This window comes from Streptomyces sp. NPDC049687 (genome assembly GCF_044465285.1).
GTDB lineage: Bacteria > Actinomycetota > Actinomycetes > Streptomycetales > Streptomycetaceae > Streptomyces.
The window spans coordinates 45,988-56,911 of sequence record NZ_JBITLN010000026.1 but is presented as its reverse complement, the minus strand read 5'-3'; the positions used below and the strand labels follow the sequence as shown (position 1 = coordinate 56,911).

Annotated in this window: 10 protein-coding genes and 1 pseudogene; 5 read left to right on the top strand and 6 right to left on the bottom strand. The window is 72.6% G+C overall.

Annotation, left to right across the window (positions count from 1 at the left end; all coding sequences use genetic code 11):
• From ACIBVL_RS41660 to fxsA, 4 genes and pseudogenes are all read left to right on the top strand, one after another.
• Positions 1 to 100: pseudogene (locus ACIBVL_RS41660) on the top strand (IS481 family transposase); the annotation flags it as partial.
• Between the two features lie 77 nt (positions 101 to 177).
• A complete protein-coding gene (locus ACIBVL_RS41655; protein WP_399106214.1) occupies positions 178 to 1,779 on the top strand; it encodes an amidohydrolase in 1,602 nt (533 codons plus the stop codon).
• A 568-nt stretch (positions 1,780 to 2,347) separates the two neighbouring features.
• Complete coding sequence (locus ACIBVL_RS41650; RefSeq protein WP_399106212.1) at positions 2,348 to 3,190, top strand: polyprenol monophosphomannose synthase; 843 nt, start codon at positions 2,348 to 2,350, stop codon at positions 3,188 to 3,190.
• A 46-nt stretch (positions 3,191 to 3,236) separates the two neighbouring features.
• Positions 3,237 to 3,770 carry an FxsA family membrane protein gene (gene fxsA / locus ACIBVL_RS41645; protein ID WP_399106210.1) on the top strand — a complete coding sequence of 178 codons (534 nt, stop codon included), beginning with the start codon at positions 3,237 to 3,239 and terminating at the stop codon, positions 3,768 to 3,770.
• A gap of 88 nt (positions 3,771 to 3,858) precedes the next feature.
• On the opposite strand, the gene ACIBVL_RS41640 is transcribed toward fxsA, so the two are convergent.
• The 4 genes from ACIBVL_RS41640 to ACIBVL_RS41625 all read right to left on the bottom strand — a co-directional run bounded on the left by ACIBVL_RS41640 (position 3,859) and on the right by ACIBVL_RS41625 (position 7,343).
• A complete protein-coding gene (locus tag ACIBVL_RS41640) occupies positions 3,859 to 4,233 on the bottom strand; it encodes an RNA polymerase-binding protein RbpA (RefSeq protein WP_020128921.1) in 375 nt (124 codons plus the stop codon).
• Positions 4,234 to 4,511: 278 nt separating this feature from the next.
• Positions 4,512 to 5,873 (bottom strand): MFS transporter, encoded by a 1,362-nt coding sequence (locus ACIBVL_RS41635; RefSeq protein ID WP_399106208.1) that lies wholly within the window; start codon positions 5,871 to 5,873, stop codon positions 4,512 to 4,514.
• A 52-nt stretch (positions 5,874 to 5,925) separates the two neighbouring features.
• Positions 5,926 to 6,693, bottom strand: coding sequence for a glycerophosphodiester phosphodiesterase (locus ACIBVL_RS41630; RefSeq protein ID WP_399106206.1), 768 nt, complete (start codon positions 6,691 to 6,693; stop codon positions 5,926 to 5,928).
• Positions 6,690 to 7,343, bottom strand: coding sequence for a YitT family protein (locus ACIBVL_RS41625; protein ID WP_399106204.1), 654 nt, complete (start codon positions 7,341 to 7,343; stop codon positions 6,690 to 6,692). The genes ACIBVL_RS41630 and ACIBVL_RS41625 overlap by 4 nt, the downstream gene beginning before the upstream one ends.
• 99 nt (positions 7,344 to 7,442) lie before the next feature.
• Here ACIBVL_RS41625 and ACIBVL_RS41620 point away from each other — a divergent pair, with 99 nt between their 5' ends.
• Complete coding sequence (locus ACIBVL_RS41620; protein ID WP_399106202.1) at positions 7,443 to 8,942, top strand: PLP-dependent aminotransferase family protein; 1,500 nt, start codon at positions 7,443 to 7,445, stop codon at positions 8,940 to 8,942.
• A 97-nt stretch (positions 8,943 to 9,039) separates the two neighbouring features.
• Here the strand turns inward: ACIBVL_RS41620 and ACIBVL_RS41615 are convergent, their stop codons facing one another.
• Together ACIBVL_RS41615 and ACIBVL_RS41610 are read right to left on the bottom strand one after the other, a co-directional pair.
• Complete coding sequence (locus ACIBVL_RS41615; protein ID WP_399106200.1) at positions 9,040 to 10,608, bottom strand: hypothetical protein; 1,569 nt, start codon at positions 10,606 to 10,608, stop codon at positions 9,040 to 9,042.
• A 52-nt stretch (positions 10,609 to 10,660) separates the two neighbouring features.
• Positions 10,661 to 10,855 (bottom strand): hypothetical protein, encoded by a 195-nt coding sequence (locus ACIBVL_RS41610; protein WP_133916307.1) that lies wholly within the window; start codon positions 10,853 to 10,855, stop codon positions 10,661 to 10,663.
• Positions 10,856 to 10,924: the final 69 nt, after the last annotated feature.

The following is a 10,924-nucleotide window of genomic DNA, read 5'->3' as shown; positions in this document are numbered from 1 at the left end:
AGACTTCCTGCACACCTACAACCACCACCGCTGCCACACCGCACTCGGCGGCCAGCCACCCATCAGCCGTGTGAACAACGCTGCGGGTCAATACACCTAGCGCCGGCCGCCTCCCGGCGGCTTGTCCGCATGCCCCCAGGTGCGTCTCTCGCGCCGCGGCGCGAGAAACTGTCGGTCATGAGTGAGCGCACACCCGAGCCGAAGACCGTCCTGCTCCGCCGCGGAGAGGTCCACAGCCCCGCCGACCCGTTCGCGACCGCGATGGTCGTCGAGCGTGGGCAGGTCGCCTGGGTCGGCTCGGAGGGCGCGGCCGACGCCTTCTCGGACGGCGTCGACGAGGTGGTCGACCTGGACGGAGCCCTTGTCACCCCGGCGTTCACCGACGCCCATGTCCACACCACGTCCACCGGTCTCGCCCTGACCGGCCTCGACCTGTCGGCGGCCCCCTCCCTGTCGGCGGCCCTGGACCTCGTGCGGGACTTCGCCGCCGCCCGCCCGCAGGACAAGGTGCTGCTCGGGCACGGCTGGGACGCCTCCCGCTGGCCCGAGGGACGCCCTCCCCGGCGGGCGGAACTGGACGAGGCCACCGGCGGCCGGCCGCTCTACCTCAGCCGCATCGACGTGCACTCGGCGGTCGTCACGACAGCGCTCCTGGAGCTGACCTCCGGCCCGAGCGCGGCCGACGGCCCGCTGATCGCGGACGCCCACCACGCCGTCCGCGCCGCCGCGTTCGCAGCCGTGACGCCCGTCCAGCGCGCCGAGGCCCAGCGGGCCGCCCTCGCGCACGCCGCCTCGCTCGGCATCGGCTCCGTCCACGAGTGCGCCGGCCCCGAGATCTCCTCGGAGGACGACTTCACGGGGCTGCTGCGGATCGCCGCCGAGGAGGCCGGCCCGCGGGTCGTCGGCTACTGGGCCGAGCGGGATACGGACAAGGCCCGCGAGCTGGGCGCGCTCGGCGCGGCCGGTGACCTGTTCGTCGACGGGGCCCTCGGCTCGCACACGGCCTGTCTGCACGCCCCGTACACCGACGCGGCCCACACCGGCGCCGCCTACCTGACCGCCGCCGACGTCGCCGCGCACGTGGTCGCCTGCACCGAGGCGGGGCTCCAGGCCGGCTTCCACGCCATCGGCGACGCGGCCCTGACCGCGGTGGTGGAGGGCGTCCGCGCGGCCGCCGAAAAGGTGGGCCAGGCCCGGATCCGGGCCGCCCGCCATCGTGTCGAGCACGCCGAGATGCTGACCCCCGAGACCGTCGCGGCCTTCGCCGAGCTGGGCCTGACCGCCTCCGTGCAGCCCGCCTTCGACGCGCTGTGGGGCGGCGAGGAGGGCATGTACGCCCAGCGCCTGGGCGCCGAACGGGCCCGCACCCTGAACCCCTTCGCGGCCCTGCTGCGGGCCGGGGTGCCGCTCGCCTTCGGCTCCGACAGCCCGGTCACCCCCCTCGACCCGTGGGGCACGGTCCGCGCCGCCGCCTTCCACCGGACCCCCGAGCACCGCGTCTCCGTCCGAGCCGCCTTCACCGCCCACACCCGCGGCGGCTGGCGGGCGATCGGCCGGGACGACGCCGGCGTCCTCGTGCCGGGCGCACCGGCGGACTACGCGGTCTGGCGCACCGACGAACTGATCGTCCAGGCCCCCGACGACCGGGTCGCCCGCTGGTCCACCGACCCCCGCTCCGGCACCCCCGGCCTGCCCGATCTCAGCCCCGGCACCGACCTCCCCGTATGCCTGCGCACGGTGGTCGGGGGACGGACGGTGTTCGTACGGCCGGGCGAGTGATCTCCGGGGCCGGCGCCGGGAAGATCACCCGTCCGCACGCCGAGGTACGGCCGGGACCGCCTCCCCGCTGACCAGCGCATTGACAGAAAACCCGCAGGTCGCACGGCTGTTGACAGCGGACGGCGGGGGGCCGGTAGGTTCGGCCGGGTCCACCACCGGACGCCCCGCCGCAGAACCTCCGCGCACTCGCCGCGGCGCCGCTGGGTCAGGGGCGGTGTGCCGCACCGGGGCACCGCCACTGGCAGCCAGGCTCAGTGCCAGCGACGCAGCGAGGGAACGTTCCGTCCGGTCGGGGAGGTGTGACCCGGGTGGGGCCCGGGCGCTCAGTAGACAACGGCTTTCGGTCGACCCGCAGCCAGCGGGCCCCAGGTCGGCCCGAAGGGCGCCGGGCCCCCATCCGCAGCATGCTTCGACCCACCCGAGCGGGGGTAGGTGGCTCATACAAGGCCAAAAGTACGTTCTTACCCCGCTCCTGGGGATTCGACACCACCATTCCCCCGTCCTGTGACGTCATCGCAGGCGGTGGCCACTATGGTGGTCCCCTGCGTACGGACACGAAGGGGCAGCAGTGAACGACGGCGACGGGACCCGCGCGGCACAGGAGCGGGGGAGGCAGTTCGGCCCGCTCGGCACCGCCTTGGTGATCATTCCGACCTACAACGAGGCGGAGAACATCAAGAGCATCGTCGGCCGGGTGCGCAAGGCTGTCCCCGAGGCCCACGTCCTCGTGGCCGACGACAACAGCCCCGACGGCACCGGCAAGCTCGCCGACGAACTGGCCGCCGAGGACGAGCAGGTGCGGGTCCTGCACCGCAAGGGCAAGGAGGGCCTCGGCGCCGCCTACCTCGCCGGATTCCACTGGGGCCTGGAGAACGGCTACGGCGTCCTGATCGAGATGGACGCCGACGGCTCCCACCAGCCCGAGGAACTGCCCCGGCTGCTCACCGCTCTCAAGAGCGCCGACCTGGTTCTCGGCTCCCGCTGGGTGCCGGGCGGCCGGGTCGTGAACTGGCCCAAGTCCCGCGAGGTCATCTCCCGTGGAGGCAGTCTCTACTCCCGTCTCGCCCTCGACCTCCCCCTGCGTGACATCACCGGCGGCTACCGCGCCTTCCGCCGTGAGACCCTCGAGGGCCTCGGCCTCGACGAGGTGGCCTCCCAGGGCTACTGCTTCCAGGTCGACCTGGCCCGCCGCGCGGTCAAGGCGGGCTTCCACGTCGTGGAAGTTCCCATCACCTTCGTGGAGCGCGAACTCGGCGACTCCAAGATGAGCCGGGACATCCTCGTCGAGGCGCTGTGGCGGGTCACGGCGTGGGGCGTGGGGGAGCGGGTCGGCAAGCTCACGGGCCGGACCGCGGACCAGCCCGGCCGGCCGCGGGCGCAGACGCCCGCGAAGCCGCACAGCGACGGCTGATCGTCCCCTTATGCCGCGCTGAGCCGCGTACAGGCACACTGGGAGCATGACGAGTGGCGCACCGATCCCGACGTACCCCGCTTCCGCCTCCCCCTCCGGCCGGCCAAGGCGCTCCCGCCTGCGGACCTTCCTGCCGCTGGGGCTGGCCGCGTGGCTCGTGCTGGAGATCTGGCTGCTGACCGCGGTCGCGGGCGCGACGAGCGGGCTCGTGGTCTTCCTGCTCCTGGTCGCCGGGTTCGTCCTGGGTTCCGTGGTCATCAAGCGGGCCGGGCGCCGAGCCTTCCAGAACCTCAACGCGGCGCTCCAGCGCGGCGGCTCGCCCTCGAAGGGCTCCGGCAACGGCCTGATGATGCTCGCCGGCCTCCTGCTGATGATCCCCGGCCTGGTCTCGGACGCGGTGGGCCTGGTCCTGCTGCTCCCGCCGGTCCAGAAGGCGCTGAGCCGCTACGCCGAGCACACCGTCGAACGCAAGCTCCGTGAGGCCACTCCGGGCACCCTGGGCGACGCCTTCCAGCAGGCCCGCATCCACCGCCCGGACGGCAAGGTGGTCCAGGGCGAGGTCGTCAGGGACGAACCCTGATTTCTCAGGCCAATGACCGCGGGCGCCGTACGCATGTTGCACGTACGGCGCCCGCGGTCATTGGCGTGCGCTTGTTGCCGGCTTCCCGCTACGCGGACTTGCGGCTGTCGCGGGGATGGACCGCAAGGTTCATCGCCCCGGACCGCAGAACGGCCAGCCGCTCCTCGAGGACCTCTTCGAGTTCCTCGCGGGTGCGCCGCTCCATCAGCATGTCCCAATGCGTACGCGCGGGCTTGGCCTTCTTCTCCTCAGGGCCGTCGCCGTCCACGAGGAGTGCAGGGGCTCCGCAGACCTTGCACTCCCACTCCGGCGGGATCTCCGCCTCGACCGAGAAGGGCATCTCAAAGCGGTGCCCCTTCTCGCATGCGTACTCCACGGCCTGGCGCGGGGCCAGGTCGATGCCGCGGTCCGTCTCGTAGCTGGTCACCACGAGGCGCGTGCCGCGAAGAGCTCGCTCACTCATGAATCGTGCCTCCCGGGCTTGTCGCCCACAGGACAGGTGTCGCTGTCGTCGTCATCCGGTCAACGTCCGGTCGGCGGTAAAGATTCCCGTTCCGAGTCCCGTTCCGGGTCATGCGTCGCCGTCGTAGCCGCAGCCTTGTCAACCAGTGCAGTACCCACCGGCGCCCGGTTTGTCACATCTGAAAGGAGATGTCACCCAGCGTTTCGGCATCTTTGACGCGCAGTAACGGTACGCCTGGCAGGCCAAACGCGTACACTACCGCCCTTTCGCCCTGAGCGCTAAATCCTCTCGGGCACCGGATTTCCCGCAGCGCCGATCGCACGTCGTACCGGTACCCGCGCGAGCAGCACGAAACCGATCAGGAAGAACGCCACCAGGGACACGATCGCGTCCCGGTAACTTCCGGTCAGCTGGTACGTGACCCCGAACAGCAGCGGCCCCAGCCAGCTCATCCCGCGGTCGCTCATCTCGTACGCCGAGAAGTACTCCGCCTCCTTGCCGGGCGGGACCAGGTGGGAGAAGAGGGAGCGGGAGAGGGCCTGGCTGCCGCCGAGGACCAGGCCGATCGCCGCCGCCAGCAGGAAGAACCCCGCCGGCGCACCGGCCGGCAGGAAGTACCCGGCGCCCAGGGTGAGCGTCCACGCGATCAGCGAGCCGAGGATCGTGCGCTTCGCCCCGTACTTCCGCGCCAGCCGCCCCATGCCCAGGGCGCCCGCGACGGCCAGTACCTGAACCAGCAGCACGGCCCCGATGAGCGCGGACTGGCTGAGGCCGAGTTCCTCGGAGCCGTAGACCGACGCCTGGGAGATCACGGTCTGGATGCCGTCGTTGTAGACGAGGTAGGCGAGGAGGAAGGCGAGGGTGAGTGGGTGTCGGCGCATGTCACGGACCGTCGCCGCGAGCTGCCGCAACCCCGGAGCCGTCGCCTCCTCCCGGACGACCGCCTGCTCCTCACGGCCGCGGTCGCGCAGCCTCAGCAGCGGGATGATCGTGAAGCCGCCCCACCACAGACCCGCCGAGGCCAGACAGATCCGCACGGCCGTCGACTCCGAGACGCCGAAGGAGTCATGGGCGAGATAGAGGACCAGGTTCGCGACCAGCACCAGGGAGCCCGCCGCGTATCCGAAGGCCCACCCCCGCGAGGAGACCGCGTCGCGTTCCTCGGGCGGAGCGATCCGGGGCAGGTAGGAGTTGTAGAGCATCATCGCGACCGACTGGGCCGCGTTCGCGATGATCAGCAGCACGCCGCCGAGCAGATAGCGGTCGCCGTCGAGGAAGAACATGCCGGTGGTGGCCGCCGCGCCCAGATAGGCGGCGGCACCCAGCAGCGGCTTCTTGCGCCCGGTGCGGTCGGCGGCCGCCCCCACCAGGGGCATCACCAGGACGGCCACGATGACCGACAGGGACACCGAGTAGGCGAAGAAGGAGCCCGCGCGCACCGGTATGCCCAGGGGGTGGACGTATCCGTCGGTGTCCGACGCCTCCTTGGCGACCGACGTCAGGTACGGCCCCAGGAACACGGTGAGCACGCTCGTCGAGTAGACGGAGCACGCCCAGTCGTAGAAGTACCAGCCGCGCTGCTCGCGCCGCCGCCCGGCGGCCTCGTCGGACGCCGCCGTCCGCACGGTGTCGGTCCCCACCCGTGCCCTCGCTTCCCGCTGGTGCGAAGGCTTCGACGGGGTGTCGGGCGGCTCAGACCCAGACGCCCCGCTCCTCCATGACCTTGCGCAACGTGTCGATGTGATCGGTCATGATGCCATCGACTCCCAGGTCCAGCAGCCGGCGCATGCGATCCGGATCGTTGATCGTCCACACGTGCACCTGCAGCCCGCGCGCATGGGCGGTACGAAGGAAGCGGGGGTCCACGACCTGGATGCCCGACTGGGCCTCGGGCACCTGCGCGGCCACCGCCGACCGGCGCAGCGCCGCGGGCACCCCCCAGGACCGCAGCCGCAGATTCAGTACACCCCGGGTGCCGTACGACGTCGCGAGGCGCGGCCCGGCGAGCCGCTGGGCGCGCACCACCCGCGCCTCGGAGAACGAGCCGACGCAGACCCGGTCCCAGGCGTTCGTGCGCGCGATGAGGTTGAGCAGCGGGTGCAGGGCGGGCTCGGCCTTGATGTCGACGTTCCAGCGCACCTGGGGGAAGGCCTCCAGCAGCTCCTCGAAGAGCGGCACCGGCTCCTGGCCCGCCACGCGCGCCTGCCGTACGTCCGCCCACGGCAGGTCGGCGATGCGGCCGGCGCCGTCGGTCACCCGGTCCAGCGTCGCGTCGTGGAAGGCGACGAGCTTGCCGTCCCGGGTGGCGTGCACATCGGTCTCGATGTAGCGGTAACCCGTCTCCACCGCGCGCCGGAACTGCGCCACGGTGTTCTCCATGCCGTCCGCGGCCCCGCCGCGGTGCGCGAACGGGATGGGCCCCGGATGGTCGAGGTAGGGGTGGCGTATCAGGGTGGTCACCTGCGCAGTATCACCCCACGGGGTGTCCCGGTGGCAACGACCGTGCTGCCGCCGGATGCCGTCGGAACGGCGAACACCCGCAGGAAGAACTGGGCGAGCGGACCGATGGACACCGCGTAGAGCAGCGTGCCGACGCCGACGCTGCCCCCGAGGGCGAAGCCGGTCACCACGACCGCCAGCTCGATCGTCGTCCGCAGGGTGCGGATCGAGCGGCCGGTGCGCCGGTGCAGCCCGGTCATCAGTCCGTCGCGCGGCCCCGGGCCGAAGGCGGCGGCGATGTACAGGCCGGTGGCCGCGCCGTTGAGCACGACGCCGGTCACCAGAAGAGGAACGCGCACGGCCAGGGCGTGCGCCTCGGGAAACGCCGCGAGGGCGCCGTCCATCGCGATGCCGATGACGAAGACGTTGGAGACCGTGCCGAGGCCCGGGCGCTGACGCAGCGGGATCCACAGGAGCAGCACCACCGCACCAACGATGATCAACACGACGCCGATCGTCAGGCCGGTGCGCTCGGCCAGGCCCTGATGCAGCACGTTCCAGGGTTCCAGGCCCAGGCCCGCCTTGACGAGCAGAGCCGAGCTGAGCCCGTAGAGCACGAGCCCCGCGTACAACTGGACCAGCCGCCGTATGAGATGTCCCCTGGCCTGCAAGTGGTGCCCCCTGTGGTGGTAGTGGCCTGACCCGTGACACTCTGTGGCTTGGAAGGAATCGCCATCCATGGCCAATTCGAGGAAGGTGGACTGGTAACCATGGCGCAGTGGACCTCTGCGGTGGGGGCCGCCCAGCTCGCGCGGCTGCTCAAGTCCCAGCAGGACCGCCCGGCGGGCCCGGGCACGCGCCGCCCGCCCGCCTACCGCGCACTCGCCGACGGCATTCGGCTGCTGGTGCTCGAGGGCCGTGTCCCGGTGGCCGCCCGGCTCCCCGCCGAGCGCGAACTGGCCCTGGCCCTCTCCGTGAGCCGTACGACCGTCGCCGCCGCCTACGAGGCGCTCCGGGCCGAGGGCTTCCTGGAGTCCCGGCGCGGCGCCGGCAGCTGGACGGCCGTCCCGGCGGGCAACCCGCTGCCCGCCCGCGGCCTGGAGCCCCTGCCGCCCGAGGCCCTCGGGTCGATGATCGACCTGGGCTGCGCGGCCCTCCCGGCACCCGAGCCGTGGCTCACCCGCGCCGTCCAGGGCGCGCTGGAGGAACTGCCCCCGTACGCCCACACGCACGGCGACTATCCGGCGGGCCTGCCCGCGCTGCGCTCGATGATCGCCGAACGGTACACGGCTCGCGGGATCCCGACGATGCCCGAGCAGATCATGGTGACGACGGGCGCCATGGGCGCCATCGACGCCATCTGCCACCTCTTCGGCGGACGCGGCGAACGCATCGCCGTCGAGTCGCCCTCCTACGCCAACATCCTCCAGCTCATGAGGGAGGCGGGCGCCCGGCTGGTGCCCGTGGCCATGGCCGAGGGCCTCGCCGGCTGGGACATGGACCGCTGGCGTCAGGTCCTGCGCGAGGCCGCCCCGCGGATCGCCTACGTCGTCGCCGACTTCCACAACCCGACCGGCGCGCTGGCCGACGAGGACCAGCGGCGGCGGCTCGTGGAGGCGGCGCGGTCGGCGGGGACCGTGCTGGTCGCGGACGAGACGATGAGCGAGCTCTGGCTCGACGAGGGGGTCGAGATGCCGCGGCCCGTGTGCGGGTTCGACCCGGCCGGGTCGACGGTGATCACGGTCGGTTCGGCCAGCAAGGCCTTCTGGGCGGGGATGCGGATCGGCTGGGTGCGGGCGGCCCCGGACGTCATCCGCAGCCTGGTCGCGGCCCGCGCCTACGCCGATCTGGGCACGCCGGTCCTGGAGCAGCTCGCGGTGAACTGGCTGTTCAGCACCGGCGGCTGGCAGCAGGCCGTCGGTCTGCGGCGTGCTCAGGCCAGGGACAACCGGGACGCCCTGGTGGCGGCGGTGCGGCGGGAGCTGCCCGAGTGGGAGTTCGCCGTGCCGCGCGGCGGGCTGACGCTGTGGGTGCGGGCCGGGGGTCTGTCCGGCTCACGGCTCGCCGAGGCGGGGGAGCGGGTCGGGGTGCGGGTGCCCTCGGGGCCGCGCTTCGGAGTCGACGGCGCCTTCGAGGGCTATGTGCGGCTGCCGTTCACCGTGGGGGGCGCGGTGGCGGAGGAGGCGGCGGCACGCCTGGCCGCGGCGGCCAGGATTGTGGAGAGCGGGGGGACGGTGGGGGCCGAGGGGCCGCGGACGTTCGTGGCGTAGCAGGCGGCCTCGGCCGCGGAAAGTCGTGCCGCTGGGGGCGCGGTGGCACCGCGCCGGCGCGGTGCCACCGGGTGAGTCCCCGCGCCGGCCCGTGAAGCTACTCCGCGACCGCCGCCTCCACCGGCACCGGCAGCGACTCCGTCTCCGCGTCGGCCGGAGTCGTCACCGGCGGCAGCAGCTCCAGCACCGCCTGCCGCTGCACCTCACTCGTCGCGTCGTCGCATGGATCCGGAGTCGCCGGTACCTGAAGCCGGTGCACCGGCCCCGAGCCCAGCCGCGCGTACCCGCGCCCCGGGGGTACCTGGTCGACCGGCGTTGTGTGGGGAGGAGCGCCGAGGACGGACGCCAGCCGGCCGGCGGAGGCGGGCCCGAGTACGACACGCGCGCGTGTGTGCTGCCGTACGGCGTCGCTCAGCAGGTCCAGGCTGTCGAACTGCTCGGCCACGACCACCGTCACCGAGGCCGCGCGCCCGTGCCGCAGGGGGACCTGGAGCAGGGACTGCGGATCCTCGCGGCCGTCCGCCTCCGCGAGCGGAGTGAAGGCGGTGGGGCGGTCGAGGAGGATCCACAGCGGGCGCCTGGTGTCGTCCGGCGGTGCGTGGCCCGCCTGCCGGGCGCCGTTCGCGGCGATCAGGCGGCGCTCGGTCTCGTGCGCCGCCCACTCCAGGCCGGTCAGTGCCCCGGCCAGTCCGGCCTCGACGCCGAGGACACCGTCCCGGCCGCTGAGGCACGCGTACTCGCCGCTGCCCCCGCCCTCGACGATCAGGACGTCGCCGTACCGGAGGGCCTGGATCGCGATGGAGCGCAGGAGGGTCGAGGTGCCGCTGCCGGGCTGACCCACCACCAGCAGGTGCGGCTCGGTGGAGCGGACGCCGGTGCGCCAGACGACCGGCGGGACGTCGCGCTGTTCCTCGCCGTAGGTGAGGGGGAGCGTGCGCTGGACGCTGGTGGGGTCGGTGAAGCCGAGGACCGTCTCGCCGGGAGCGGTGACGAAACGCTGGGCCGCGATGTCGGTGGGGAGCGGGGCGAGGACGCCGACCGTCAGCTCGTTGCCCTCCTCGTCCCAGGTGAAGAGGTACTCGCGGCCGCGGCCCGACTTCGCCGTGAGCAACTGCTCGATCCGCGCGCGTGAGTCGGCCGCGCCGTCCGGGAAGTAGGCCGGGTACCGGATCACGAGGTGGGCGATCCGGCCCGAGCCGTCGAACTCGTAGGCGGGGAAGGCCTTTTCCCAGTCACCGCCGTGGGCGTAGAGGGGAGCGGGGTCCTCGGCCGTCGAGAAGTACGGGACGAGGGCCTCGTACAGGGACTGGAGCCGCTGGGTCTGCGACTCGTCGGGCCCGTCGGGAGCCGGCGGGGTGCGGTCCCGGCCCTGCCAGGCCGCCGCCGCCATCAGCGTGATGACGGCGAGCAGCGGGCCGTACGGCACGAGGGCCACGACCAGGATCACCGAGGCCGCCAGGAACAGCAGCGGGCCGCGCTTGTCCTTGGGGGTCTCGGCCCATCTGCGCCGCCCGGCCGAGGCCAGTCGGCGCAGACCGCGGGTGATCGTGATCAGCGGATGGAGGACGTCGGTGGCGCTGTCGGCCGCCGTCCGGGCCAGCTCCCGGCTCCGGGCGATCTGCGCGCTGCCTGTGCTCAGGATGCGGGGGAGGGGGCGCCGGGCCACTGCAGTCTCCTGATGGTGCGTACGGAAGGGACGGACGGCGGGACGGGCGGCGTCAGAACTTGATGCCGCCGAGCAGGCCGGCCAGGCTCTCGCCGCCCGCCTTGATGCTCGGGGCGATGGCCGTGCTCGCCAGGTAGAAGCCGAACAGGGCCGAGACGCAGGCGTGTGACGCCTTGAGCCCGTCCTTCCGGAAGAACAGGAAGACGATGATGCCGAGCAGGACGACGCCTGAGATGGACAGGATCATGGGGGATCTCCTGGTTCGTGGGGACAGTCACCATGAGTACTTCCAGGATCACAGGATGTATCCATACGA

Excerpts from the sequence above, each read along its gene's own strand:
- ACIBVL_RS41655 (WP_399106214.1), top strand. The coding sequence starts at position 178 with ATGAGTGAGCGCACACCCGAGCCGAAGACCGTCCTGCTCCGCCGCGGA.
- fxsA (WP_399106210.1), top strand. The coding sequence starts at position 3,237 with ATGACGAGTGGCGCACCGATCCCGACGTACCCCGCTTCCGCCTCCCCC.
- ACIBVL_RS41640 (WP_020128921.1), bottom strand. The coding sequence starts at position 4,233 with ATGAGTGAGCGAGCTCTTCGCGGCACGCGCCTCGTGGTGACCAGCTAC.
- ACIBVL_RS41620 (WP_399106202.1), top strand. The coding sequence starts at position 7,443 with ATGGCGCAGTGGACCTCTGCGGTGGGGGCCGCCCAGCTCGCGCGGCTG.
- ACIBVL_RS41610 (WP_133916307.1), bottom strand. The coding sequence starts at position 10,855 with ATGATCCTGTCCATCTCAGGCGTCGTCCTGCTCGGCATCATCGTCTTC.